24 protein-coding genes are annotated in these 26,298 nt (G+C 62.9%); 4 read left to right on the top strand and 20 right to left on the bottom strand.

The window, feature by feature from the left end; genetic code table 11:
• Positions 1-12: 12 nt before the first annotated feature.
• The 9 genes from miaB to G9X64_RS17055 all read right to left on the bottom strand — a co-directional run bounded on the left by miaB (position 13) and on the right by G9X64_RS17055 (position 7,295).
• Positions 13-1,446 carry a tRNA (N6-isopentenyl adenosine(37)-C2)-methylthiotransferase MiaB gene (gene miaB / locus G9X64_RS17095; RefSeq protein WP_171377016.1) on the bottom strand — a complete coding sequence of 478 codons (1,434 nt, stop codon included), beginning with the start codon at positions 1,444-1,446 and terminating at the stop codon, positions 13-15.
• 320 nt (positions 1,447-1,766) lie between these two features.
• The gene (gene olsA / locus G9X64_RS17090) at positions 1,767-2,564 is read right to left on the bottom strand and encodes a lyso-ornithine lipid O-acyltransferase (RefSeq protein WP_168307952.1); all 798 of its coding nucleotides are present in this window, start codon (positions 2,562-2,564) and stop codon (positions 1,767-1,769) included.
• Positions 2,565-2,591: 27 nt separating this feature from the next.
• The gene (locus tag G9X64_RS17085; RefSeq protein ID WP_003544875.1) at positions 2,592-3,020 is read right to left on the bottom strand and encodes a Fur family transcriptional regulator; all 429 of its coding nucleotides are present in this window, start codon (positions 3,018-3,020) and stop codon (positions 2,592-2,594) included.
• An 82-nt stretch (positions 3,021-3,102) separates the two neighbouring features.
• Positions 3,103-3,603, bottom strand: coding sequence for a GNAT family N-acetyltransferase (locus G9X64_RS17080; protein WP_171377015.1), 501 nt, complete (start codon positions 3,601-3,603; stop codon positions 3,103-3,105).
• The gene (gene tsaB, locus G9X64_RS17075) at positions 3,600-4,262 is read right to left on the bottom strand and encodes a tRNA (adenosine(37)-N6)-threonylcarbamoyltransferase complex dimerization subunit type 1 TsaB (RefSeq protein ID WP_168307950.1); all 663 of its coding nucleotides are present in this window, start codon (positions 4,260-4,262) and stop codon (positions 3,600-3,602) included. Before tsaB ends, G9X64_RS17080 begins: the two co-directional genes overlap by 4 nt.
• An 88-nt stretch (positions 4,263-4,350) precedes the next feature.
• A complete protein-coding gene (locus G9X64_RS17070) occupies positions 4,351-4,917 on the bottom strand; it encodes a NifU family protein (protein ID WP_017958704.1) in 567 nt (188 codons plus the stop codon).
• Positions 4,918-5,079: 162 nt separating this feature from the next.
• A complete protein-coding gene (locus G9X64_RS17065; protein WP_003544884.1) occupies positions 5,080-5,571 on the bottom strand; it encodes a universal stress protein in 492 nt (163 codons plus the stop codon).
• A 130-nt stretch (positions 5,572-5,701) separates the two neighbouring features.
• Positions 5,702-6,766: a tryptophan--tRNA ligase gene (trpS, locus tag G9X64_RS17060; RefSeq protein ID WP_029873911.1), complete on the bottom strand. Its 1,065-nt coding sequence runs from the start codon at positions 6,764-6,766 to the stop codon at positions 5,702-5,704.
• Positions 6,767-6,896: 130 nt separating this feature from the next.
• Entirely contained in the window at positions 6,897-7,295 is a 399-nt protein-coding gene (locus G9X64_RS17055; protein ID WP_168307949.1) for a VOC family protein, read from the bottom strand.
• A 186-nt stretch (positions 7,296-7,481) separates the two neighbouring features.
• Between G9X64_RS17055 and G9X64_RS17050 the strand changes: the two genes are divergently transcribed.
• Positions 7,482-7,910 (top strand): YcbK family protein, encoded by a 429-nt coding sequence (locus tag G9X64_RS17050; protein WP_113548405.1) that lies wholly within the window; start codon positions 7,482-7,484, stop codon positions 7,908-7,910.
• A 24-nt stretch (positions 7,911-7,934) separates the two neighbouring features.
• Here G9X64_RS17050 and murJ read toward each other — a convergent pair whose 3' ends face one another.
• The 4 genes from murJ to mutS form a co-directional block, all read right to left on the bottom strand.
• Positions 7,935-9,515, bottom strand: a complete 1,581-nt coding sequence (gene murJ / locus G9X64_RS17045) for a murein biosynthesis integral membrane protein MurJ (protein WP_171377014.1) — start codon at positions 9,513-9,515, stop codon at positions 7,935-7,937.
• A gap of 24 nt (positions 9,516-9,539) precedes the next feature.
• The gene (locus tag G9X64_RS17040) at positions 9,540-12,446 is read right to left on the bottom strand and encodes a [protein-PII] uridylyltransferase (protein WP_168307947.1); all 2,907 of its coding nucleotides are present in this window, start codon (positions 12,444-12,446) and stop codon (positions 9,540-9,542) included.
• A 134-nt stretch (positions 12,447-12,580) separates the two neighbouring features.
• Positions 12,581-12,853: a hypothetical protein gene (locus tag G9X64_RS17035; RefSeq protein WP_168307946.1), complete on the bottom strand. Its 273-nt coding sequence runs from the start codon at positions 12,851-12,853 to the stop codon at positions 12,581-12,583.
• 12 nt (positions 12,854-12,865) lie between these two features.
• A complete protein-coding gene (mutS, locus tag G9X64_RS17030) occupies positions 12,866-15,592 on the bottom strand; it encodes a DNA mismatch repair protein MutS (RefSeq protein WP_171377013.1) in 2,727 nt (908 codons plus the stop codon).
• A gap of 113 nt (positions 15,593-15,705) precedes the next feature.
• Between mutS and G9X64_RS17025 the strand changes: the two genes are divergently transcribed.
• The 3 genes from G9X64_RS17025 (at position 15,706) to G9X64_RS17015 (ending at position 18,837) form a co-directional block, all read left to right on the top strand.
• A complete protein-coding gene (locus G9X64_RS17025; RefSeq protein WP_171377012.1) occupies positions 15,706-17,988 on the top strand; it encodes an NADP-dependent malic enzyme in 2,283 nt (760 codons plus the stop codon).
• A gap of 220 nt (positions 17,989-18,208) precedes the next feature.
• Positions 18,209-18,451, top strand: coding sequence for a type II toxin-antitoxin system Phd/YefM family antitoxin (locus tag G9X64_RS17020; RefSeq protein ID WP_062943825.1), 243 nt, complete (start codon positions 18,209-18,211; stop codon positions 18,449-18,451).
• Positions 18,448-18,837, top strand: a complete 390-nt coding sequence (locus G9X64_RS17015) for a type II toxin-antitoxin system VapC family toxin (protein WP_171377011.1) — start codon at positions 18,448-18,450, stop codon at positions 18,835-18,837. Before G9X64_RS17020 ends, G9X64_RS17015 begins: the two co-directional genes overlap by 4 nt.
• Positions 18,838-18,869: 32 nt before the next feature.
• Here G9X64_RS17015 and G9X64_RS17010 read toward each other — a convergent pair whose 3' ends face one another.
• From G9X64_RS17010 to G9X64_RS16980, 7 genes are all read right to left on the bottom strand, one after another.
• Positions 18,870-19,502, bottom strand: a complete 633-nt coding sequence (locus tag G9X64_RS17010) for a bleomycin resistance protein (protein WP_171377010.1) — start codon at positions 19,500-19,502, stop codon at positions 18,870-18,872.
• A 178-nt stretch (positions 19,503-19,680) separates the two neighbouring features.
• Entirely contained in the window at positions 19,681-20,559 is an 879-nt protein-coding gene (gene olsB, locus G9X64_RS17005; protein WP_168307941.1) for a l-ornithine N(alpha)-acyltransferase, read from the bottom strand.
• Between the two features lie 108 nt (positions 20,560-20,667).
• Positions 20,668-22,950, bottom strand: coding sequence for a PAS domain-containing hybrid sensor histidine kinase/response regulator (locus G9X64_RS17000; RefSeq protein WP_168307940.1), 2,283 nt, complete (start codon positions 22,948-22,950; stop codon positions 20,668-20,670).
• A gap of 55 nt (positions 22,951-23,005) precedes the next feature.
• Positions 23,006-23,509 carry a signal peptidase II gene (gene lspA / locus G9X64_RS16995; protein WP_003544911.1) on the bottom strand — a complete coding sequence of 168 codons (504 nt, stop codon included), beginning with the start codon at positions 23,507-23,509 and terminating at the stop codon, positions 23,006-23,008.
• Positions 23,506-24,366: a TrmH family RNA methyltransferase gene (locus tag G9X64_RS16990; RefSeq protein WP_171377009.1), complete on the bottom strand. Its 861-nt coding sequence runs from the start codon at positions 24,364-24,366 to the stop codon at positions 23,506-23,508. The genes lspA and G9X64_RS16990 overlap by 4 nt, the downstream gene beginning before the upstream one ends.
• Positions 24,363-25,460, bottom strand: coding sequence for a class I SAM-dependent methyltransferase (locus tag G9X64_RS16985; RefSeq protein WP_171377008.1), 1,098 nt, complete (start codon positions 25,458-25,460; stop codon positions 24,363-24,365). Before G9X64_RS16985 ends, G9X64_RS16990 begins: the two co-directional genes overlap by 4 nt.
• Before the next feature lie 185 nt (positions 25,461-25,645).
• The gene (locus tag G9X64_RS16980; protein WP_168307937.1) at positions 25,646-26,236 is read right to left on the bottom strand and encodes an NUDIX hydrolase; all 591 of its coding nucleotides are present in this window, start codon (positions 26,234-26,236) and stop codon (positions 25,646-25,648) included.
• Between the last annotated feature and the right edge of the window lie 62 nt (positions 26,237-26,298).

Genomic DNA, 26,298 nt, shown 5'->3' with positions numbered 1-26,298 from the left:
GGGCTCCTTGGGTTAAACCGCAGCCTCTGCGCGTTCCGCAAACAGGCTGTTTGTTCCGGTTCCTGTGATTCGCACTTTAATAATGTCACCGATTTGCGATGCTTTTGCATCAACATTCACGGATTGAAGCCAGGGAGAGCGTCCGATTAGTTGTTCCGGCATGCGACCGGGCTTTTCGAGCAACAGGTCGATCTCTTTGCCGATGCAGGATTCGGCGAATTCCTGCTGCTGCTTCAGAAGAAGCATTTGCAGGCGTTCCAGCCGTTCTGCCTTGATCTCTTCCGGCACCTGGTCCTTCAGTTCCGCGCCGGGTGTGCCCGGCCGTGTCGAGTATTTGAACGAGAAGGCCTGTGCATAACGGACCTCCTCCACAAGCCTCAGTGTATCCTCAAAATCCTTATCTGTCTCCCCCGGAAAGCCGGTGATGAAATCGCCCGACAGCGCAATGTCGGGCCGCACCGTGCGGATGCGCTCGATCAGCGTGAGATATTCGGCCGCCGTGTGGCGCCGGTTCATCGCTTTCAGGATGCGGTCCGAGCCCGATTGCACCGGCAGGTGCAGATAGGGCATCAGTGCGCTCAGGTCGCGATGGGCATTGATCAGCCGGTCGTCCATGTCGCGCGGATGGCTTGTGGTATAGCGCAGCCGCGCAAGGCCGGGGATCTCGGCCAGCCGGTAGAGCAGGTCGCCGAGGCTCCATGCCTCGCCCTGGCTCCCGGCGCCGTGCCAGGCGTTGACGTTCTGCCCGAGCAGGGTGATCTCGCGCACCCCGCTGTCGGCAAGCTTTTCAGCTTCCTCGACGATCTGGGAAACCGGCCGCGACACTTCCGAGCCGCGTGTATAGGGCACGACACAGAAGGTGCAGAATTTGTCGCAGCCCTCCTGCACCGTCAGGAAGGCGGTGACGCCGCGGGCGCGGATCCTTCGGCTCTCGGCGATCGGCAGATGCTCGAATTTGTCCTCGATCGCATATTCGGTATCGACGACGCGCTGGCCTTGTTGGGCCAGGCGCAACGCCTCCGGCAGGCGGTGATAGGTCTGCGGGCCGATGACGACGTCGACCGCGGGTGCGCGGCGCAGGATCTCCTCGCCTTCGGCCTGGGCGACGCAGCCGGCAACGCCTATCATCATCTCTCGGCCATCCGCCGCCTTCTTCTTTTTCATCTCGCGCAGCCGCCCGAGCGCCGAATAGACCTTCTCGGCCGCCTTCTCGCGGATGTGACAGGTATTGAGGAGAACGAGGTCAGCCTCTTCCATATCTTCAGTCGGCTCATAGCCGTCGCGGGCGAGCGCATCGCTCATGCGCGTCGAATCGTAGACGTTCATCTGGCAGCCATAGGTCTTGATGAAGACCTTGCGGCTGTTGCTGCCGTCGCGGAGGCTGTCGCTGGGCCCCTCGTGGGGGATTGCCTCCGGGGCCTGGAGAAGGGCGCTGTCCTGTGTCATGGCGCGCTATTTAGTGGTTTTTGCCGTCCGAGAAAATCGAAATCTTCTTCTAGAGCCTTTCCTGGTCAGATTGCAGCATTCTGTTGGCTCAAACGGAGTCGGATGGTCGACCGGCCGGCGCGCGTCGTAGCCAAGTTCTACGGCCAAGCCGGCCGGTCGATCAGCCGGCCCGTTTCAGCCAACCCGAAGGGCCGGGCATCTTTGCGCCAGGATCAGACGCGATCGGCTCGGACGTACCAGGAGGTACGCCCATCGCCAATCGCCGCTGCCCTGACGAAAACCTGTTCCGGCAGGATGCTGCAATCTGACCAGGAAAGGCTCTAAGAGATTTCTCGCCCGCGCAGGCGGCTGTTCAGGAGGTTGCGGATGCGCAAGGCGATCGTCGCGCTGACCTCCTTGCGGCTGGTCTCGGCGCGGTAATCCACCGCCTCGCCGAAAGAAACCTCGGCGTCGATCGCGCCGCAGCGCACGATGTCAAGGAGGTGCGGCAGCAGCTCGATATCACCCGGCCAGGCGGCGAGCGGCCGGTGATAGCGCCCCATGGCGATGCCGTGCACCCTGGTATAGGCAACCGCCACCGGCTGCACCACGACGGTTCCCGCCGGCGACATGGGCACAGCCATGGCGGCGGCGCCGAACAGCGACGACTTGACCTCCAGCAGCCGGTTGCCGTCCGAGGTCGTGCCCTCGGGGAAGAGGACGACGATCTCGCCGTCGGCCATGCGTCCGGCGATCTCATTTGCCTGATGGCCGGTCTTGCGCCGCTCCTCGCGCACGACGAAGACGCTCTTCTGCAGCTTTGCGAGCGTGCCGAAGATCGGCCAGTCGCTCACCTCGATCTTGGCGATGAAGGCGACGTCGGCAACGGCCGACAGCACCATGATATCAAGCCAGGAGGAATGGTTGGAGCAGAGCATCAGCGGCCGGCGGTCTTCCAGCCTGCCCGTGACGTGGACGCGGATGCCGAGACAATAACAGACGATACGGTGCCAGACGCGCGGCAGCCGGCGGCGCAGCCGCCAGTCGAAGCGCAGCGCCAGCAGCTGCAGCGGCATGAGCACGATGCTGACCGCAAGGATGACGATCGCGGCGAAGGCGATGCGCAGCCAGGCGATCAAATGCTGGTCTCCCGGACGGCCATTGCTTCAGAGGTCTTCTTTCTTCAACGGGACGCCGTAGAGCTCTAGTCGATGGTCGACCAGCCGGAAGCCGTGCTCGCGGGCGATACGCTCCTGCAGCGCTTCGATCTCCGGCGAGCGGAATTCGATGACCGTGCCGGTCTTCAGGTCGATCAGGTGGTCGTGATGCTCTTCCGGCACCGTTTCGTAGCGCGAGCGTCCGTCACGGAAATCGTGGCGGGCGATGATGCCGGCATCTTCGAACAGCTTTACGGTGCGGTAGACGGTCGAGATCGAGATCTTCGCGTCGACCTTCACCGAGCGGCGGTAGAGTTCTTCGACGTCGGGATGGTCTTCCGAGTCTTCCAGGATGCGGGCGATCACGCGGCGCTGCTCGGTCATGCGCATGCCGCGTTCGGTGCAAAGCTCCTCGAGGGTCTTGGCTACATCAGTCATCGCCGGCCTATAGAGATATTCGTGTTTCGACAACGCCGCTGGGGCATTTGCGCCAGCCTGCATGTCATCTCGCTGGCAGGAACTACCGAAGAACGCGCTTCATGACAAGCGCCGTGGAGAGGGCGCCGTTTTCCTGTCTGTAGTAACCCTGACGTTCGCCGACCTTTTCGAAGCCGAGCTTGCGGTAGAGGCCAAGCGCTGCCGTATTGCCGTTGTCGACCTCGAGAAACATATTCTCGCCGCCGCGCGACCGCGCTTCCCGCATCGCCGCCTGCATCAGCCGCCAGCCAAGACCGGCACGGGCAACCTTCGCCTGCACGGCAATCGTCAGGATCTCCGCCTCGCCGGCGACATGGCGGGCGAGGATGAACCCGGGAAGCGGCTTTTTGAGGATGGCATTGGTCTGGCGCGCGACGAAGCCGAAGACGGTATCCTGCATCAGCAGTCCGTGAAATTCACCGTCGCCCCAGGGCCGGGCGAACCGCTCGCCGTGCAGGATGGCGACATCGCGGCAATCCTCGCGCTCCATTGCGATGATCTCGAATTCCGGTTTCAGCGTCAGATAGGCTTCCAGCATCGTCATACTCGTCGGGCAATCGCATACCCGGCCTGCGGCTTGGCATCGGGTCCGCGCAAATAAAGAGGCTTCGGCTTTCCGGCATCGGGGGAGGCGGCAGCGCCCAGGCGCGCCACGACGGAGATCGGGAATCTGTTGGTGTGATCGCCGCCGACGTCGGCCTTCAGGAGGGGCGTCGCCGAACCGGTGATCTCGCCGTCGAAGCCGGCAGCATATGCCTGCGCTTCCGCAACGCTGACTGCCCGTGGCGCGTCGAGGGGCGAACCGTCGGCTGCGAAGGACTGGAGGTAGATTTCGTCCCGCTTGGCATCCATCGCCGCCAGCACGGCGCGATGAGGCGTCTTGTCGCGCTGGGCTGATGCCATGACTTCGAGCGTGGTGACGCCGACGGCCGGCACATTGAGGGAAAGCGCAAAACCGCGGGCTGCGGCAACGCCGACGCGGATACCGGTAAAGGAGCCGGGACCGATGGTGACGGCAAGGCGGTCGATATCAGAAAGGGCCAGTCCCGCCTGATCGAGTGCGCGATCGACGATACCAATCAGATGTTCAGCATGCCCCTTGCCGATCATGTCCGATGCCTCCCCCAGCACCGTACTCCTGCCGCTGTCATAGACAGCGGCAGCACAGTCCACACCCGCCGTGTCGAGCGCCAGAATGATCATGCCATCAATTTCCGAATAAACCAGTGTCGCCTATCGATAAATCCGTTCGGCCGAACCTGAGATGAACGGCCGCACGAATTCAGGATTTTTAAGCGGCGATCACTTCCTGCACTTCCGGAACGAAATGGCGCAGCAGGTTCTGGACGCCGTGCTTCAGCGTTGCCGTCGACGACGGGCAGCCGGCGCAGGAGCCCTTCATGTTCAGATAGACCTTGCCATCCTTGAAGCCGCGGAAGGTGATGTCGCCGCCATCCTGGGCAACGGCCGGGCGCACGCGGGTCTCCAGAAGCTCCTTGATGGTCAGCACGATCGATTCATCGCCTTCGTCGAAGAATTCGTCGCCGGCATCGGCGTCTTCGGAAAGGATGGAGGCATCGCCCATGACCGGCTTGCCGGACATGAAATGCTCCATGATCGAGCCTAATATAGCCGGCTTAAGATGCTGCCAGTCGGCATTGTCCTTGGAGACGGAAATGAAATCATAGCCGAAATAGACGCCGGTGACGCCCGATATTTCGAACAGGCGGGCAGCGAGCGGTGAAGCTTGAGCCTCTTCGGCGCTGCGGAACTCGGCCGTGCCGTTTTCCATCACCACCTTGCCCGGCAGGAACTTCTGCGTGGCGGGGTTTGGCGTGGCTTCGGTCTGAATGAACATCTGATTCTCCATGCGGCCGGCCCATAGTCTCGGCCGTCTTTAGAATTCTTCAAAAGAAGATAAGCCGATTGACGGCTCTAATCAAGAGACTTGTACTCAAGAAATGCTACAGTTGAAGCATGATGTCGTCCGAAAACCGCTCACAGTTTCCGGCATCATGCTCTAGCAGAGAGCGTCGATTTCCTCGTTGGTCAGCGTATCCGGCAGCACGGTCACCGGGATCGGAAACGCCGCCGCGCGACCGGCGACCGACGAGACCAGCGGCCCTGGGCCTTCCTTCGCCGAACCGGCGGCCAGAACCAGGATCGCCACGTCGCGGTCTTCCTCGATCACGGCGTTGATCTGTTCGGCAGCACCGCCCTCGCGGATGACGACTTCAGGCTCGATGCCGATCGTCTCGCGCACGATCTGAGCAATCTTGGCAACCACCGCCTCGGCCTCCTCGCGCGCTTCGGCCCGCATGATCTCTTCGACGCCGAGCCATTGCTGGAAATCCCCATCGGGGATCACATAGAGCAGCACCAGTCCACCATTGGAATTCTTCGCGCGCCGGCCGGCATAATGAACGGCGCGTTGGCATTCGGGTGTGCCGTCAATCACCGCCATGAATTTGCGGCGATGACCTTCGAGCCGTGAGAGTCGCTTCGATACCATGGCGCGGACTCTGACACCCGAAGCGGAAAATTTGCAAGTCCAGTTTTTGCCCTGATGCCCGAGAAGAAATCCTCTTCTCCCCAGGGGAAGGTCCCCTTCTCCCCGTCGCGGGAAGAAGAGGAGATCCATCTCAATAGAGGAAGCCGATGACGTCGCGCACTTGGCGCATCGTCACTTCGGCGCGTGCCCTGGCGCGTTCGCCGCCCTTGCGCAGGATCGCGTCGATATGGCTGGTATCATCCATCAGCCGGCGCATTTCGCCGGTGATCGGCGCGAGCACGTTGATCGCCAGGTCGACCAGCGCCGGTTTGAAGACGGAGAATTGCTGGCCGCCGAATTCGGCAAGCACGTCCGCCTTCGATCTGTCGGCGAGTGCGGCATAGATCGCCACCAGATTGTCGGCTTCCGGACGGCCCTGCAGCCCGTCGATCTCGCTCGGCAAGCCGTCCGGATCGGTCTTGGCCTTGCGGATCTTCTTTGAGATCGCGTCTTCATCGTCCATCAGGTTGATGCGCGAGAGATCGGAGGGGTCCGACTTCGACATTTTCTTGGTGCCGTCGCGCAGCGACATGACGCGCGGTGCCGGTCCGCCGATCAGCGGCTCGACCATCGGGAAATAGGCATGCACCGGCTCGTTGCCGACGGTGATGTCGACGCCGTAACCGGTCCTGCTGATATGCTCGGCATAATCGAGGTTGAACTTCATCGCGATGTCGCGGGCAAGCTCCAGATGCTGCTTCTGGTCCTCACCAACAGGCACATGGGTGGCGCGATAGACGAGAATGTCGGCGGCCATCAGGCTCGGATAGGCGTAAAGCCCGAGCGAGGCCTGCTCGCGATCCTTGCCGGCCTTGTCCTTGAACTGCGTCATCCGGTTCATCCAGCCGATGCGGGCAACACAGTTGAAGATCCAGGCGAGTTCGGCATGCTGCGGCACGGCCGACTGATTGAAGACGATATGCTTTTCCGGATCGATGCCGGCGGCGATGAAGGCGGCGGCGATCGAGCGCGTCTGGCTCGGCATGTCCTCATGCACGAGCTGGGCGGTGAGCGCATGCATGTCGACGACGCAGTAGATGCAGTCATTGCCTTCCTGCAGCGCCACGAACCGGCGGATCGCGCCGAGATAATTGCCGAGATGCAGATTGCCGGTCGGCTGTACGCCGGAGAATACGAGTTTCTTGAATTCGTTCATGTCGTCCTCAATAGGCTGGTGGAGGGCCCACGCTGTCACAGTTTAAATTGCTGCAGAATGCAGCAGGGCTTTGCGCCCATGTTGTTAACGCCGCGGCTTATGCACGGGCGCACGGTCGCAATCAAGGGGTTCAGGTGGCGGCGTGCTGGATCAGATCGAAAGTGTTGCCGTAGAGATCCGCAAACACTGCCACCGTGCCGTAAACCTCGTGACGCGGCTCTTCCAGAAAGCGCACGCCGAGTGCCAGCATCGCGGCATGGTCGCGGGAGAAATCGTCGGTCTTCAGAAAGAAGCCGACACGCCCGCCGGTCTGATTGCCGATGGCCGCGCGCTGCGTTTCGTCTGCCGCCTGCGCCAGCAGAAAGGCGGCTCCATCCCCGCCCCTCGGCTTCACCACCACCCAGCGCTTGCCCTCCGGCTGCAGCTCGTCCTGAAGGCAATCGAAACCGAGACCATCGCAGTAAAAAGCCTTGGCGCGGTCGTAGTCGTCGACCACGAGGGTGACGAGAAAAAGAGACTGGATCGTCATGTGCTGCCTCGCGTTGAGATGTTTATTCCAGTTTGGAGCGGTGATTCCCCAGATTTTAAGCCGAATTGATCAGCCGCCTTACTCACAATTGAGTATAAAATTTCACAAAAAAGCTTTTTTTGAACCGAAAATCCTGCGCCTGGTGCTGGCGCCGTTGGGGTCGCCGGATAGCCGATCGGAGCGACCATGCAGAACGCAATTTTGCTCGCCATGGCAGGCCTTTTCGCCTTTCAATCAGCAACGGGTGCCGTCGGTCAAGACATGAAAAGGCATGCCGTTCATCTTGCAAAACATCAGGCACGTCTCGCCTACACGGTCCAGACCGTCAGCGTTCGTGCCGGCTGCTTTCCAGGGCGCCTGCGAGCGGTCCTGTCGCATATAGCTGCGAAGACCGGCCGCCGCCCTGTGATAACCTCGGGCCACAGGCCGCATCCCCGCCGCCATGGGTCCCTGCACGGGAAATGTCTGGCAGCCGATTTCAGGATGCCCGGCCTGTCGGAGCGGACGATCATTGCTGCTGCAAGAAGCGCGCCAGGCATCGGCGGCATCGGCAGCTATTGCAACGGCATCATCCATGTCGACGTCGGACCGCAAAGACGATGGGTCGACTGCTGAAGCAATACCAGGAAAAGTGCGACCTTACCCGTCCTTAGCCGGCGCGGGTTTGCGGTTCAGATTGCGTCGGATCATGCCGAGATTTGCCCCGCCGACCAGGAAGGCGGCGGCGAAATAGATCAACATGGCGATTGCAATCAGCAGCCCGAGGGTGCCGATCTTGGTGAGAAGCGGCGCGCCGGAAGCAAGCCACGGCGCCCAGTATTGCTTGAGGAAGACGATGGCCGCGCCCATGACCGCCGCGGCGACGATCAAAAGGGCGGTGCGCTTTGCCAGCGCCCATTCCCATGTCAGGTGGCCACGGCGCAAAAGCGTGGTGAACAGCAGCACGGTGCTGATCCAGCCGGCGGTGGCTTCGGCAACCGCGATGCCGGGCGCGCCCATATAGGGGAAGAGGGTCAGCGCCGTGGCGCAGTTGGTCGCGACCGCGATGGCCGAAAAGCGCATCGGCGTCTTCGTGTCCTCGCGGGCGTAGAAGCCCGGCTGCAGCGCCTTGATCAGCACGAAGGCCGGCAGGCCGATGCCATAAATTGCCAGGATCGAGCCGACGACGGCGGTGTTTTCCTGATGGAAGGCGCCGCGCTCATAGAGCACGCGGATGATCTCGTCGGAGAGGATCCAGAGCGCGAAGGCGGCGGGGATCGTCAGGAACAGCACGAATTCGATCGAGCGGTTCTGTAGGTTTCCGGCCTCACGCAGGTTGCCGCCCTTCAGCGCCCGGGCAAGTTCCGGCAGCAGCACCACGCCGACGGCGACGCCGACGACGCCGAGCGGCAGCTGATAGATGCGGTCGGCATATTGCAGTGCTGCGATCGCCCCGTCGCGGGACGAGGCGATCGCCTGGCCGATCAGCTGGTTGATCTGGGTGATGCCGCCGGTCACCGCGGCCGGCACCGCCAGGATCAGCAGCCGCTTGACGTTCGGCGTCATCTTCGGGAAACGCAAGCCGATGCTCATGCCGGCCGCAAGCACGCCGACATAGACGACGGCGAGCTGCAGGACGCCGGCGGCAAGAACGCCCCAGGAGAGATACCAGGCGGTCGCCAGCGGATCGGCGCCGGTGTAAAGCGCATAAAACAGCGCTCCGATCATCACCACGTTGAGGAAGACGGGCGCGATGGCGGCGGCGAAGAAATGATGCAGCGAATTCAGCATGCCGCTCATCATCGCCGTCAGCGACATGCACATCAGATAGGGAAACATCACCGCTGCCATGCGGACCGTGATCGAGAACTTGTCGGGATCGTCGGCAAAGCCCGGCGCGATGACGAAGCGCACCAAGAGCGGCATGGCAAGCTCCATCACGATGGTGATGAGGAGCAGCACCGAAAACAGCACGCCGAAGACTTCTTCCGAAAAGCGCTTGGCGCCATCGGTGCCGTTCGCCTCGATCTCCTTGGCAAAGAGCGGCACGAAGGCGGCGTTGAAGGCGCCCTCGGCAAACAGCCGGCGGAAGAGATTCGGAAAGCGGAAGGCGGCGTAGAAGACGTCGGCCATCGGTCCGGTGCCGAGGGCCGCAGCCATCAGCGTTTCGCGGGCGAAGCCGAAGATGCGGCTGCCGAGGGTGGCGCCGCCGACGGTCGCGAATTTCTTGACCAGGCTCATGCGTTTGGGCTCATGCGTTCAGGCTCATATGGGGGAACCGGCCTTCTTTTCGCTGGCAGGCGGGGTCCGGGCGGTGGCGGCGGGTGCGATGATGCCGGAGGGCATGCGCTCGCGCAGCTCGTCTTCTTCCTCGGCCATGACGGCCTTCATCCGGGCGGTGATGTTGGCGCGCTTGCTGTCGCCGGATATTTTCTGGCCGACCAGATCGGTGACGTAGAAGGTGTCGATCACCTTCTCGCCGAAGGTGGTGATGCGGGCCGATTGGATGTCGAGCGACAGATCGGAAAGTACGGCAGTGATCTCCGACAGCAGCCCCGGCCGGTCGAGGCATTCGACTTCGATGACCGTGAACTTGTTCGACAGGCTGTTGGTGATGTTGACCGATGGCGGAATGACGAAGGCCTTGCTTTTCTTGCGGTTGCGCGCGCGTGTCGCGATGACCTCGGGCAGCCGCTTGCGGCCGGACAGCACGTCCTCGATCATCCGGCCGATCGTCGCGGCCCGGCGCAGTTCGTCGGCATCGTCGGTGAATTCGCGGCTGACATGGATCGTGTCGAGCGCCCGTCCGTCCGATGTCGTGAAGATCTGGGCGTCGACGATGTTGGCCCCGGCCGCGGCGCAGGCGCCGGCGATGACGGCGAGCAGCCGCGGATGGTCGGGCGACAGCACGGTGATCTCGGTGATCGCGTGGAAACTGTCGGTGCGCACCGTGGTGGCGAGCGCCTGGCCCGCCTTGTCCGCCTGGCGGATGAAATCAGCGTGGCGGATCTGGTCTTCCAGCGGCACGGAGAGCAGATAGGGCTGGTAGTGCAGCTTGGTATAGGTATTGCGGTCCTTCTGGCTCCAGTCCGCGAGTGCGGCCCGCAGCGCGTCGGCCGCGGCATTGGCCCGCTCCTTGCGGGAGACCTCCGAAAAGCCGCCGGCGAGCAGCAGCTCGGTTTCATAATAGAGCGTGCGCAGCAACTGGCCCTTCCAGCCGTTCCACACACCGGGACCGACCGCGCGGATATCGCAGATCGTCAGGATCAACAGCATCTTCAGCCGGTCGAGAGACTGCACGCGGTCGGCGAAATCGGTGATTGTCTTGCGGTCGGTGAGGTCGCGGGTCTGAGCCACCATCGACATGGTCAGATGTTCTTCGATCAGCCAGACGACGATTTCCGTCTGCTTCTGCGACAGGCCGAAGCGGGCGCAGAGCTTGCGGGCGACGCGGGCGCCGGCGATCGAATGATCCTCCTGGCGGCCCTTGGCAATGTCATGGAGGAGAACGGCGAGATAAAGCGCCTCGCGGTCTTCGATGCCAGGCATCAGCTTGTTGGCGAGCGGATGCAGATCCTCGGCGCGCCCCTTGTCGATCTCGGAGAGAATGTCGACGGTGCGGATCAGATGTTCGTCGACCGTATAGTGGTGATACATGTTGAACTGCATCATCGCGACGATCTTGCCGAATTCGGGGATGAAGCGGCCGAGGACGCCGGCCTCGTTCATCCGGCGCAGGATGAGCGCCGGATCCCGTTTCGACGTCAGGATCGACAGGAACAGGCGGTTCGCCTCGTCGTTTTCGCGCAGGTCGTTGTCGATCAAAGCCAGAGAACGGGTGACGCGTTTCAGCGCGTCCGGATGGAATTCCAGCCCGTTGATGTCGGCGACGTGGAAGAGCCGGATGATGTTGACCGGATCACGCTTGAAGACTTCGGGGTCGGCCAGCGCAATGCGGCCGCGGTCTTCGACGAATTCGACGCTGCCGGCGATCTTGCGGTTGCGATGGGTGAAGCGGCTGATGACGCCGGTGAGGCCCGGGATCGACTTCGCTTGCTGGTCTTCAAGTGCGGCGCAGAGGATGCGCGTGAGATCGCCGACATCCTTGGCGACGAGGAAATAGTGCTTCATGAAGCGCTCGACGGCCGAAAGGCCCGGGCGGGTGTGATAACCGAAGGCTTCGGCGATCTCGCGCTGGATGTCGAAAGACAGGCGCTCCTCGGCCTTGCCGGTCAGGAAGTGCATATGGCAGCGCACCGCCCAGAGAAAATCGTCGGCTTTCTCAAGCAGGCGGTATTCGTGCTTGGACAGCACGCCGAGCTTGACCAGTTCCGCCTGGTCGCGCACGTGATAATAATATTTCGAGATCCAGAACAGCGTGTGCAGGTCGCGAAGCCCGCCCTTGCCTTCCTTGACGTTCGGTTCGACGAGATAACGCGTGTCGCCCGCCTTGCGGTGGCGCTCGTCGCGCTCGGCAAGCTTGGCGGCGATGAATTCGGGCCCGGTGCCGGTGACGATCTCCTTGTCGAAGCGGGTCTCGAGCTCGGTTTCCAGCCCCTGCAGGCCGCAGATGTAGCGCATCTCCAGGATGGCGGTGCGGATCGTCATGTCGGACTTGGAAAGCGCGATGCATTCCTCCACCGTGCGGGTGGCGTGACCGACCTTGAAGCCCATGTCCCAGAGCACGTAGAGCATGAATTCCACCGCCTTGTGCGTCTCTTCCGCCGGCCTCGGCAGGAAGAGGAAGAGCAGGTCGATATCCGAGCCCGGCGCCAGCGTGTCGCGGCCGTAGCCGCCGACGGCGGTGACCGCAAACTTGTCCTTTTGATGCGGAAAGATATGGGCGGTGGCGAAATTGTAGAGGACGGTGATGATCTGGTCCTGCAGCCAGGAAATCCGGTAGGCACAATTCAGCCCGCCGCCGTCGGCCATCAGTGCGGCGCGCGCCTTCTGCCGGCCTTCGGTGCTCGCCTTCTTCAGCACCGCCAGAAGATCGGCGCGCAGGACGTCCGGCCGGTTCCGGTTGGCCTCGGCAACGGCGTTACACTGCTTCTGCAAGAGCTCGACGTCGAGGATATTGGAGAAATCGAGGTCGCGCATCGCTGTCGCCGGGGCGGTTTCCTGTTCATGCCGGACTGCCGGTTCACGGCCTGCCGCTTGTTTCGTCTGCATGCGCTATAGCCCCTTTGCCCGGCGATTGACACGGGCTTTCATACTGCAAGAACCTTTAAATTTGGCGAAATGGTGTTGGTTTGCCGCAGGAGGCGACGGCGCTTTGACGCAAGGCGCCGGCTTTCCCGGAATCCTCAGCCGGCCCGCGCATTCAGCAAATGCAGCACCTGCCGTGTCTCGCGCATGATTTCCTCGAGCGCCTGCCTGTCGCATTCGCGATAGCCGGCCTTGGCAATCGAGGTTCCGAGTTCTGAGATCACAGCGCAGCAGCGGGTGATTTTCAGCATGCCGATCGGCGATGTCCAGCCGCGGGCATTGCGGTCCTTATCGGCGCGCCGCATCGTATCGAGCATGGAGCAGATGAGCGATAGGCGCTCGGTTTCGCGAACCAGTTTTTCCATGAACATGGCGCGCCGCTCCTATTTCAGCTTCTTCTTGAGGTCGTAAAGCGCATCCATTGCCTCGCGCGGCGTCATGTCGTCAAGGCTCATCGCCTTCAGCGCCTCCTCGACCTTGGAAGCCCCGCGGGCCGTTTCCTCGCGGCGTACCGCCACCTGGAAAAGCGGCAGGTCGTCGATCAGCTGGCTCGCCGGGTTCTTGCGGTCGGCATCTTCCAGACGGGTGAGCACGTCGCGGGCGCGCGCCACGACCGAGGCCGGAAGCCCGGCAAGGCGCGCGACCTGGATGCCGTAGGAGCGGTCCGCCGCACCCGGCCCGACCTCATGCAGGAAGATGACGTCGCCGTCCCATTCCTTGACGCGCATCGTGGCGTTCGATAGCCGGCCAAGCTTTTCCGAAAGAACCGTCAACTCGTGGAAATGCGTTGCAAACAGCCCGCGGCAGCGATTGGCTTCATGCAGATGCTCGACAGCGGCCCAGGCGATCGACAGGCCGTCGAACGTAGCAGTGCCACGGCCGATCTCATCGAGGATGACGAGCGAACGGTCGCTCGCCTGGTTCAGGATCGCCGCCGTTTCCACCATCTCGACCATGAAGGTGGAGCGCCCGCGCGCCAGATCGTCGGAGGCGCCGACGCGCGAGAAAAGCCGGTCGACGATGCCGATATGGGCCGATGTCGCCGGCACGAAGGAGCCCATCTGCGCCAGGATAGCAATCAGCGCGTTTTGGCGCAGGAAGGTCGACTTGCCGCCCATGTTCGGGCCGGTCAGCAGCCAGATCGCCCCGTCCCGGTCGCCCGTCCTCGGCGAGAGATCGCAATGATTGGCGACGAAGGGGCCGCCCGCCTGCCGCCGCAGCGCCTGCTCGACGACCGGATGGCGTCCGCCCTCGATGGCAAACATCTTCGAGCCGTCGACCTGCGGGCGGCAATAGGCCTGCTCCTCGGCGAGAAGCGCCAGGCTTGCGGCGACGTCGATGACGGCAAGCGCCCTGGCGCCCGACTTGATCGCCTCGGCTTCCGCAACGACGGCCGCCGTCATCCTGTCGAAGGCTTCGAGTTCGATCGTAAGCGCCTGGTCGGCGGCATTGGCGATGCGGCTTTCGAGGTCGGCAAGTTCGGTCGTGGTGAAGCGCATCGCGTTCGCCATCGTCTGGCGGTGGATGAAACGGGCCTTCGCGTCCGCCGTCTCGGTCATCGGCGAGGCATTGCCGGCGGTCACTTCGATAAAATAACCGAGGACGTTATTGTGCTTGATCTTCAGCGACCGGATGCCGGTTTCCTCGGCATATTGCAATTGCAGGCCGGCAATAACACGGCGCGACTGGTCGCGCAGTGCCCGGACCTCGTCGAGCTTGGCGCTGGCGCCGTCGCGCAGGAAGCCGCCATCGCGTTTCAACAGCGGCAATTCGTCGGCGAGCGTTTCTGCAAGCAGCTTTTCCAGTGCCGCGGGAAGGGCCTGCAGCCCAGACAGCGCCTGGCCGAGCTCGTCGGGCAGCATCGCCTTGCCGAGCATCGCCGCAACTCCGCCCGCCGCTTCCAGGCCTTGGCGGATCGCCCAGAGATCGCGCGGGCCGCCGCGGTCGAGCGCCAGGCGTGACAGGGCGCGCGGCATGTCGGGCACATGTTTCAGCGTGTCGCGCAGATTGCCGCAGAGCAGGGGTTCGTCGAGCAGGAAGCCGATCGAATCGAGCCGCGCATTGATGCGGGCCGGGTCGGTCAGCGGCGACATCAGCCGCTCGGCAAGAAGCCTGGCGCCGCCGCCGGTGACGGTGCGGTCGATCGCCTTCAAGAGCGAACCGTTACGATCGCCCGAAAGCGTGCGGGCAAGCTCCAGATTGGCGCGGGTGGCGGGGTCGATGAACAGCGTCGAGGCGGCACTTTCCCGTTCCGGCTTTCCAAGTGGCGGACGCTCGGCAATCTGCGTCTTCTCGACATAGGCGACGGCTGCTGCTGCCGCCGCCAGCTCAGCGCGCGAGAAGGTGCCGAAGCCGTCGAGCGTCGCGACGCCGAAATACCGCGCGATCCGGCCCTCGGCGCTGGCGCTGTCGAAGAGCACGGCCGGCTGCGGCACGGCTGTCCGGCCGAGCACGTCGAAGACCGGCTTGAGTTCGGGATCGTGGAAGATCGTATCGGGCAGGATGAGTTCGCGCGGATCGATGCGCAGGATATCGGCAAGCAAGCGCGAGGCTTCGGTCTCGGCAAGCCGGAAGACGCCTGTGGAAATATCGATCCACGCAAGCGCCAGCAAGGCCTCGCCGCTGGCGCGAACGCGGGTCAGCGCCATCAGATAGTTGGATTCGGAGGGCGAAAGCAGCTTTTCCTCGGTGATCGTGCCGGGTGTGACGAGGCGGACGACGTCACGCTTGACGACGGATTTCGCGCCGCGTTTCTTTGCTTCGGCCGGATCCTCGATCTGCTCGCAGACGGCGACGCGGAAGCCGAGCGAAATCAGCTTCTGCAGATAATCGTCGGCCGCATGCACCGGAACGCCGCACATCGGGATATCCTGGCCCATGTGCTGGCCGCGCTTGGTCAGCGTGATGCCGAGCGCGCGTGACGCTTCCAGCGCATCCTCGAAGAACAGCTCGTAGAAATCGCCCATGCGATAGAACAGAAGGGAATCCGGATTGTTCGCCTTGATCTCGATATATTGCTCCATCATCGGCGTCGCCGAGGCACGGCTTTCCGCCGTGGCGAGCTCGGCAGCCGAAAAGGCTTCATTCCCTGTGTCTATTCGTGCGTTCACGGAGGTGGAGTTTTTCCCAAAAAAACAGGTGCCAACCCTATCCGCGCGCCGCTATAGATGACAACAGCATTTGAGGAAGAGCAAAGCGTCGCCCACAGGACGTTGGAGGATTTATGCCCGATATCGATAAGAAGGACCGGCCGGTGACCTCGGTTACCGACCAGGAGGCGCTCGAATTTCACGCAACGGGCCGGCCCGGCAAGCTGGAGATCAACCCGACCAAGCCGATGGCGACGCAGCGCGACCTCTCTCTCGCCTATTCGCCGGGTGTTGCCGTGCCCGTGAAGGCAATCGCCGCCGATCCGCAGACGGCCTATGATTACACGGCGCGCGGCAATATGGTTGCCGTCATTTCCAACGGCACGGCGATCCTCGGCCTCGGCAATCTCGGCGCCCTGGCGTCCAAGCCCGTCATGGAAGGCAAGGCGGTGCTGTTCAAACGCTTCGCCGATGTCGATTCCATCGACCTCGAGATCGATACGGAAAATGTCGATGAGTTCATCAACTGCGTACGTTTCCTCGGTCCTTCCTTCGGCGGCATCAACCTCGAGGATATCAAGGCGCCGGATTGTTTCGTCATCGAAAGCCGGCTGCGCGAGCTGATGGACATTCCGGTGTTCCATGACGACCAGCATGGAACGGCGATCATCGCCGCCGCCGGCCTGATCAACGCGCTTGAGCTGACCGGCCGCGACCTGAAGACGACGAAGCTCGTCTGCAACGGTGCGGGTGCTGCCGCGATCGCCTGCGTCGAACTCATCAAGGCGATGGGTTTTGCGCCTGAGAACGTCATCCTCTGCGATACCAAGGGCGTCATCTACCAGGGCCGCACCGAGGGCATGAACCAGTGGAAATCCGCGCATGCGGCAAAGACCGACATGCGCACGCTGGAGGAGGCGATGAAAGGCGCGGACGTCGTTTTCGGCCTGTCGCAGAAGGGCGCGTTTTCGGCCAAGATGATCCGCTCGATGGCGGAGCGGCCGATCATCTTCGCGATGGCAAATCCTGATCCCGAGATTACGCCGGAAGAGGTGGCCCGCATCCGCGACGACGCCATCATGGCGACCGGTCGTTCGGACTATCCGAACCAGGTCAACAACGTCCTCGGCTTTCCCTATATCTTCCGCGGCGCTCTCGATGTCCGTGCCTCCACAATCAACGACGCGATGAAAATTGCCGCCGTCAACGCGCTGGCAAACCTGGCCCGCGAGGACGTGCCGGATGACGTGGTGGCCGCCTATCAGGGCAACCGGCCGCGTTTCGGATCGCAATACATCATCCCCGTTCCCTTCGATCCCAGGTTGATCTCGGCGATCCCGGTCGCGGTCGCGCAGGCCGCGATCGAAAGCGGCGTCGCTCGCAAGGTCATCACCGACATGGCCGGTTACGCCCGCGAGCTTTCGGCGCGCCGCGATCCGATCGCCTCGACGCTTGCCAGCCTTTATGAGCGTGTCCGTCGCCGCCCGAAGCGGATCGTCTTTGCCGAGGCCGAGGAGGAACAGGTCCTGCGCGCCGCCATGTCCTATGCCAACCAGCAGCTCGGCACCGCCATCCTGCTCGGCCGCGAGGACCTGATCCGGGCGACGGCGGAGCGCGCCGGCATCGACCTCAACCGGCCCGGCTTCGAGATCGTCAATGCCCGTATCTCGACCCGCGTCGAGGCCTATATCGATTATCTCTATGCCCGGCTGCAGCGGCATGGTTATCTCCATCGCGACGCCCAGCGGTTGATCCATAACGACCGCAACCACTTCGCCGCCACCATGGTGGCCTTGGGCGACGCCGACGGCATGGTTACAGGCATTACCCGCAACTATTCGACGGCACTCGAGGATGTGCGCCGCTGCATCGACGAGAAGCCCGGTCACCGCGTCATCGGCGTGTCGCTGGCGCTCTGCCGCGGCCGCACGGTCTTCGTCGCCGATACGGCGGTACACGACATGCCGACGGCCGAAGAGCTTGCCGATATCGCCGAGGAGGCCGCGGGTCTCGCGCGGCGCATGGGTTATCCGCCGCGTGTCGCCATGCTGGCTTATTCCACCTTCGGCCATCCTTCGGGCGAACGCTCCGAGCGGGTGCGCGAGGCGGTAAAGATCCTCGACAAGCGCCGCGTCGATTTCGAATATGACGGCGAGATGGCGGCCGATGTCGCCCTGAACCGCAAGGTGATGGAGCAATATCCCTTCTGCCGCCTCTCCGGCCCGGCCAACGTCCTCGTCATGCCGGCCTTCCACTCGGCCTCGATCTCGACGAAGATGCTGCAGGAACTTGGCGGCTCCACGGTGATCGGTCCGATCCTCGTCGGCCTCGACAAGCCGGTGCAGATCACCTCGATGGGCGCCAAGGATTCCGACATCGTCAACATGGCGGCGATCGCCGCCTACGGCGGTTCGTAAATTCCTCCGGGCCGACATTATGAGACGGCATTCTGTGCCCGGCCGACCGCCCGTCGGCCGGGCACAGCGTTTTTATGGATTGTACTTACCCGGCTTCGCATAAGCTGCGATTTACGCTAAGCTGCTGATAATGAACCGATTCGACGGGAATTTTGCTTCTTGCGAAATCCAGATCCATAAACTAAGTTGATTGAACTAAGTTTATGGATGCCGAAGCGATATGCGAATCATCAACATCCACGAAGCAAAGACTCATCTGTCGCGGCTCGTCGAAAACGCAGCGAATGGTGAGGTCTTCGTGATTGCCAAGGCCGGCAAGCCGCTGGTCAAGGTGGTGCCGCTCGATGCCGGCGGTGCGCAGCAGATCCGCCGCGTCGGTTTCCTCAAGGGGCGGATCTCCGTGCCGGATGATTTCGACAGCATGGATCTGCAGGACGTCGCAAGGTTTTCAGAACCGCGATGAAGCTCCTTCTCGACACGCTGCTGCTGATCTGGCTTGCGGAGGATTCGCCGAAACTGCCGACTGCGGCGAAGGAACTGATCGCCGATCCGCTCAACCAGCTGTTCTTCAGCCCCGCAAGCTTTGGTGAACTCAGCGCCAAGCACGCTATCGGCCGCGACGATTTCAATCTCGATCCGCCGCTCTTCTACCGTGCCCTCATCGACAACGACTATTGCGAATTGCCGATCACCGTCATGCGTACGCTGGCGGTGCATCGGTTGCCGGCGATCCACGCCGACCCCTTCGACCGGATCCTGGTCGCACAGTCGATCGTCGAAGGCATTCAGCTGCTGACGACGGATGAGACCGTCGCGCTTTATCCCGGTCCGATCAGGCTCTTCCGTTAGCGCCTGTCCAGTCCGGCCGGAGGGTGCGGCGCTCAGCTGGCGAAGGCGATCAGATTGCCGTCGAGGTCGCGAACGATGAAGGTCTGGGCACCCCATGGCTCGATTCTCAAGCCCTGATGGAGCGGGACTTCAGCCCTCGTATATTCCAGGAATAGCGCTTTGGCGTCGTCAAGCGTGATGGTCGCCGAAAGCGCGTCTTCCTCATGAAGCCGGAAATCCGGATGGAGAAAAGGCATGTCGACTGAGCGAAGATTGAGCCGCGCCGCACCCCGGAAGACCTGAGCATAGAAGGCCGGCTCGCCATAAGTGAAGGCAAGCTCAAAGCCGAGCTTGCCGATATAGAAATCGCAGGAGCTGCCGATATCCCGGACGAAGAGTTGCGGTTGCGCGTCGATGAATGTCGGTGTCGAAGCTTTTGATTGTTGAGGCGTGTTCATCAAGGTCAGTCCCTGTTTCAGCGCCGTCCAGCTTTCGAAACCTTCCTTCGCCGCAACGAGCTCCTGCGCATCGGCGAGCTTGAACGCGCAGTCGAGAATCTGCCGATCGTTCAGGCCGCTGTAACGGGGAAGCCACCGCCGGATTTCGGCGGCGACAGGATGATACCTGTTCTGATGCCAACGTTTATAGAGCTTGGCTCTCTTGCGGAGGTTTTCGAAATTCGACATGGCGCATGGTTGAGATGTGTGGGCGGGCATAGCCCAGCCGGCACAATGCCGATGCGCCCCACGGAAAACGCGATGTCAGGATGAAGGGATGGCGAGGGATCGTCAAGCCTTACAGCGCCGCGCGTTTTTCAGACAAAAGGACGCTGTAACACTTTGAATTGCCGGCGGTCCTTGGCGTTTAGCTCGCGAAGCGGCCGGCGTCGGCGCCGTAATAATTCAGATAACGGTCCGAAATGCTGGAAATCGGCAGCACGATCAGCACGTCGGTCGTGTTGAAGGCATGATCGACGACCGCGTGGGAGCCGACCATCGCCCCGAGGCGCAGATAGCCCTTGATCAGCGGCGGCAGGGCCATCAGCGCCCGCTTCGGGTTGATGGCCTCGACCGGCATCAGATCCATGTTGCGGGCGAGATCGGGTAGGGCGCCCACTGCCCACTCGTTCTTCGCCAGCACATTGTGGTAGAGGAAAGACAGCGCCAGAGCATGGCTTTCGAGGTAGACGCCGGGGAAAGAGGCGCAGCCGAACATGGCGCTGACGCCATGCTTCAGCGCGTAGGCCCAGTTGCCCTGCCACAGGAGTTCGACGGTGCGCTTGGTGCGGTACTCCGGCAGCACGCAGGAGCGGCCGAGCTCCATGAAGCGCTTGTCCGGATGTTTGGCGATGAGGCCCTCGATTTCGAATTCGGAAGCCGAGTAAAAACCACCATTGGCGATGGCGACATCCTGGCGCAACAGCCTGTAGGTGCCGACGATCTGGTCTTCGGGATCGCCCTCGATCGAGCGGTCGAGAACGAGAAGATGATCGCAGACAGCGTCGTAGGCGTCGACATCGCGCTGGCGGCGCATGGCGTCCAGCGGCAGCTGCGCCTTCATTTCGTCGACGAAGACCCGGTAGCGCACGGCCTGGGCGGCATCGATCTCGCGTGCCGTGCGGGCAAGGCGGGTCTCCAGATTGCCGATGCGGCCGAGGATATCGCCGTCCTTCTGTACAGCAGCCGTCGAGGGCCGTGCAGCCTCCGCGGTGGTGTCACGATTCAGGATGTCGATGGCGGACATGACGATTCTCCCGTTGCCGGCTTATCGACGCCATAAAACACTTCTCTACGACAGGAAAGTGACATTTTGAATTTCCAAGCGCAAGAAGCGTGCCGGTTTCTGAGGCGCTCAGCGCGCCTCCGCCCGACGGGCGGAAAGGGCGGCGACCGCCTGAACTTCGGTCAGCAGCCGCACCGGATCAACCGGCTTTATCATGACGCGGTTGGCTCCGTTGAGCAAGACTTGGCGGCGCGATTCGTCGCTCTTGTCGGCAGTCAGCACGATCACCGGCACCGAGGCGAGATCGAGCCGCCGCTCGTGGCCGCGCAGGCGTCCCAGCATGTCGATGCCGTTGCCGCCAGGCATCGAGAGATCGCTGATGATGATATCGGGCCGGGCATTGGCCTCGCAGAGCGCGCAGTCGAGCAGCGCCTCGAAATCTTCGACATGGCGCACCTTGTGCCCGCCCTTTTCCAGAACGACACGCACCAGCATGGCATTGATCGGATCGTCTTCGCCGAGCAGGATGCTGAGCCCGCTGGCGGCAACCAGCGTCTCCGCCACCGAAAGGCCGAAGCCCGGCTGGTTGTCGTTCAGCGCGTCGCGCTTCTCCATGCCGCGCATGCGACCGCGCAGCACGTCGATCAGCGACTGTTCGCGCAGCGGCCGGATGAGCCAGGCATCGAAGAGGTCGAGCGGATGGGCGCTGCGCTCTTCCGGATTGACGAGCAGGACCTTGCGCAGGCCAAGTGCGGCGATTTCGGCACGATCGGCAAGATGGGCGGAAAATTCCGCCGACATGCGATGGTCGATGATGATATCGGTCGGCCGCCGCCCGCCCTTCGCCAGCTCGAGCAGTGTTGCCCGCGCCGTCTCGCCGTCGCCGACAAGATGGCAGAGGCCGCCGAGCGCAGTAATCGTTTCGGCGATGGCGGTGCGCGCCGCACCTGCCGGTGCCAGCAAAACGACGCTGTTGCCGGCAAGCAGCGTGTTTCGCCGGTCGAGGCGCTCGCTGCCGATATCGACAGGGAAGCGGATGGTGAATTCGCTGCCTCTGCCCTTTTCGCTGGCAACCGTCAACGCGCCGTTGAATTCGCGCATGATGCGGGCGGAGATCGCAAGGCCAAGCCCGGTCCCGCTGCTCTTGTCGGCAACGCTCCCGCCCTGCTCGAACTCGCCGAAGACGCGCGCCTGCTCCTCCGCCGTCATGCCGGGACCGCTATCGGTGACCGTGATCGATAGGTCGTCCGCGTCGAGCGACACGCGGATGAAGACGCCGCCGACCTGGGTGAACTTCACGGCATTGCCGATGACGTTGAAGAGAACCTGCCGCAGCCGCGCCGGATCGAAGTTCATATTCTCCGGCACGTCGGATGACACGGTGGCGCCGATCTCGATACCCTTTTCATGCGCCCGGTGGGCGAGCATCTCGACGACGCTCTCCAAGAGCTTGCGCAGCGATTCCGAGCGCGGATGCAGCGCGAAGCGGCCGACCTCGATGGTGGAGAAATCGAGCAGGTCCTCGACCAACTGCGTCAGTGCGTGGCCGGATTGGCGGATATTCGCCAGATAGTCCTGCTGCTCCTGCGTTAGCCGCGTCTCGGCGAGCAAGTGTGTCATGCCGAGGATGCCGGAAAGCGGCGTGCGCACCTCGTGGCTGACGGTGGCAAGCAGCCTCGATTTGGCGGCGCTGTTATACTCGGCCTTCTGGCGGGCCTCCTCGCGACCCTGCGCGATCAGCCGCTCGTCGGTCACGTCGCGAGCAACGCTCTGCAGCAGCAGACGGCCGTTCGCCGGGTCGCGAGTGACGACGTCGCGCCAGAGGAAGATGCGCTGGCCTTCCGGCGTCGAGATCTCGACATCGTAGCAGTGCGGTATCGGACCGGGGCGGAAGGCAAGCCCGATCTCCTCGCAGGTGCGTCCTTCCGGACGCAACCGTCCGGTCAGGCGGCGAAAAGTATCGTTGGCGGAGATGATGCGCCGGTCCATGGTGCGGCCGACCGTAATATCGCCGAGCACGTCGTGCACGTCGGCGAACAGCTTTGCGCCGGCGTTCCAATCCGGCATGGGTTGACCGGGGCGCTGTCCGGCCCTGCGCGAGCGAACCATCAGCAAGGCATAACTGGCGATGACGGCAAGGCCAAGAACGACGAGACCGCCTGAAAGCAGCAGCGGATCGCCGGCATGGGCAAGCAGCATCAGGATCGTTGCGGCAAGAAGGCCGGCGCCGCCAAGCCAGTAGAACAACAGGCGCCGTGTCGGTGCAGGCCCGCCCTGGCGGTCATCGGCGCCCCGAGGTGCCGCTGCGTTCGGCCGTGAGAAGACCGCCTCCATCCGCTTCTCATGCGGCTTGGCGGCGGGTCCACCGAAGGCGGCGGACAATCTTTCCTGCAACTGTCCCAGGTTCTGCATGCTATCTGGCTAACATGAGGCCCGTTCCGAATGCCTTCAGGATTTCGATAAGATTTTAGCGGCCGGCCTTTTTCGGCAACAGCAACTCGTCGAGAATGACGCAGCCGGCCCCGATGGTGATGAAACTGTCGGCGAGATTGAAGACCGCGAAGGACCAGCTCTCGGTATAGAAAAGAATGTAATCGATCACATGCCCATAGGCGAAGCGGTCGACGAGATTGCCGATCGCGCCTGCGATGATCAGCGCATAACCGAGATGGGCGATCCAGCGATCCTTCGCCGTGCGGTACCACAGCCAGATGACAAAGGCGACGATGACGAGCCGCATGCCGACGATGAACCAGCCGTCCATGCCCGACAGCATCGAAAAGGCGACGCCGAGATTATAGGTCCGGTAGAGCGCCAGCATCGGAACGACGGGCACCGCCTCCTGCAGCGGCAGGTAATGATCGACGGCGATCTTGACGGCCTGGTCGATCAGAACGGCGACGACGATGAAGAAGAGGATCGGCGCTGGGCGCGAAAACAGCGCCGGGCGTGCATGCGTCTGTTCGGTCATTTGCCCTCGGCAAGTGAGAGGAGATGGCGGCGTGCCTCGAAAAGCATGACGGCGGTGGCGACGGCGAGGTTCAGTGAATCGGCGCGGCCCTGCTGCGGAATGCGGGCAAGCGCGTCGGCCTCTTTCGCCAGTTGCTCCGGCAGGCCGGATTGCTCGTTGCCCATCAACAGCACGACGGGCTTTTTCCGATAGTCGATCGTCCGGTAATCGACCGCGCCGGCAAGATGCGTCGCGACGACGGAAACGCCGGCCGATTTCCGCCAGGCGATGAATTCCTCAGGCGTCGCCCGCGCGACCGGAACGGCAAAGACCGAGCCCATGGTGGCGCGTACCGTTTCGAGCGAGAAGGGATCGGTCGTCTCGCCGAGGAGAATGATGCCGGAAGCGCCGGCCGCATCGGCGGTACGGATGATGGTGCCGAGATTGCCGGGGTCGCGCACCCGGTCGAGCGCCACCCAGGTCTCGCCATCCCTCGGCCGGATATCCCCGAGCGGCTTCCAGCGCTGCTCGAAGATGCCGACCACCATCTGCGGATTGTCGCGACGGGTAATCGAGGCGATCACCTTTTCGCTGACCTCGAGCACCAGCCCGCCCGAGGCGACGGTCCTTGCCGCCATCTGCTCGACCAGCGGCTTGCCCTTGGCGGCCTTGGCATAGACGAGCGTCCGGATCGCCCAGCCGAGTTCGATTGCATCGATGACGAGCTTCAGTCCTTCGGCCAGGAACGTCCCGCTTTCCTCGCGCGACTTCTTGTTCGTCAGCGCCTTGATGTCCTTGATGATCGGATTGGCGAGCGAGGTGACTTCCTTCACCTGTCCGACCCTGCGCGGTCCCTGATCGTGGAAGTCCTTGCTCATTTCGGCACCCAGCGGGAAAAGAGGGAGGTGGAGAGCGCGCGGCCCTGCGTTTTGCCGTCAGTGCCGGCTTCGCGAATCACCAGCTCGCCGGATTCGACCACGCCGCCGGTGCCCCGCATCGTCTCGCGCATCAGCTCGTGGATCGAATAGAAGCTGGCGCGGATCGAATAGGCCGTCAGCACCAGGCCCACTGCCTTCGGCGACAGGATCTCGCGGCAGACATCGAGCATCAACGGCAGATGCTCGAAAAGATGCCAGACTTCGCCGTTCGGGCCGCGGCCGAATTTCGGCGGATCGGTGAGGATGATATCGTACTGGCTACCGCGGCGCTCCTCGCGCAGGATGAATTTCATCGCATCCTCGCAGATCCAGCGGATCGGCAGCTTCTCCATGCGCCCGAGCGCCTGGTTTTCCCGCGCCCAGCCGATCGCCTTCTTCGAGGCATCGACATGGGTGACCTCGGCGCCGGCTGCGGCGGCAACCAGCGAGGCGACGCCGGTATAACCGAAGAGGTTCAGCACTTTCAGCGGTCGGCCGGCCTTCTCGACCTGCTCTTTCATCCAGCTCCAGTGCACGATCTGTTCGGGGAAGACGCCGACATGGCGGAAGGAGGTGAAGCGGCCGAGGAAATCGACGCCAAGCAGATTGAGCGGCCAGGTCTCGCCGAGCGCCTCCTTCGGGAAGCGCCAGCGGCCGGTGCCTTCCTCGTCGGTATCGCCGGTGAAGGCGGCATCGACCTTTTCCCAGACGTGCGCGGGCAGCGAAGGCCGCCACAGCGCCTGGGCCTCCGGGCGGATGATGCGATAGGGGCCGTATTGCTCGAGCTTTTCGCCGTTGCCGCTGTCGATCAGGTGGAAGTCGCCGGCACCGAGCGATTCGAGGATGACAGGCACGCGCTCAGCCGGACGCGCGCCGCTGCGCGTCATCAGAGGGCGCACGACCGCAACCGGGACTGCGGTCTCGCGCACAGCCTCGGGGCTCGTCGCAGGCCGCGCGACCGGCTTCGGCGGCCGCCCTGTCCGATCGTTCCTGCGGCTTTCGCCGGAAGGACCTGATGTTTTCTTCTGGCCCGGCCGGCCTTCTCTCTGTTTCAACGTGTTCTTCCGCGTCTCTGTCGGGGTGTCTTATCGGCTTTGCTTCCGCCGCAGCGTTGCGCGTCTTGAAACGCGCAAAGCGCACTGCGGCACTGTGAATATGCAGTAGCCCAGAAAAGTGGGGCGGATCAACTGCGCCGCCGGCCAAGCCCGGGCAAGAGGAGAGGGTTCTCCCGAAGCGGCGCCTATTTCACGCCCTCGGAAGCCTGCGTGCGAAGCCAGCTTTCCGCCGCATAGAGGGCTGCGACATGCATAGACTGCATGATGACCGCGCCGGACTGCAGTTCGCCGAGGATGGCAGCAAGATCCGCAAACAGCAGCTCGACCTTCTCTCCCGGGTCGAAAGACGGTTCACCGGCTCGGCTGAGACCAAACGCCAGCCAACTCGTCACCGCGTTGCTGTGGCTGGCGGCATTCGGATAGGAGGTGAGCAGCTTGACGAAGGTCGAGGCGTCATAGCCGGTCTCTTCCCGGAGTTCGCGCTGGGCCGCCGCCATCGCCGGATCGACGGTCTTGCTGTCGCCGGGTTCGAGGCTGCCGGCGACCAGACCGAGCACGATCTCGCCGCGGCCATGCCGATATTCCCGTGTCAGCAGCACGCGCCCGTCAGGCATTACAGGGATGACGTTGATCCAGTCGGGATAGTCCAGCACATGGAAGGGCGCGACGACGGTTCCATCGGCGGTGACGCAATCATCGCTCCGGACCCGGATCCAGCGATCCTCATAGGTGATGCGGCTTGCCGTCACGCTCCAGGGCTTCAGTTCGTCGTTCATCGGCCCCATCCCTATGTGCCAGATCGCAACCGGCAGATAACATTCCGTGCCGCCTTGGCAAA

Source organism: Rhizobium sophorae (genome assembly GCF_013087515.1).
Taxonomy (GTDB): Bacteria; Pseudomonadota; Alphaproteobacteria; order Rhizobiales; family Rhizobiaceae; genus Rhizobium; species Rhizobium sophorae.
The sequence above is the reverse complement of the archived record's forward strand: the minus strand, read 5'-3'. Positions and strand labels throughout refer to the sequence as shown.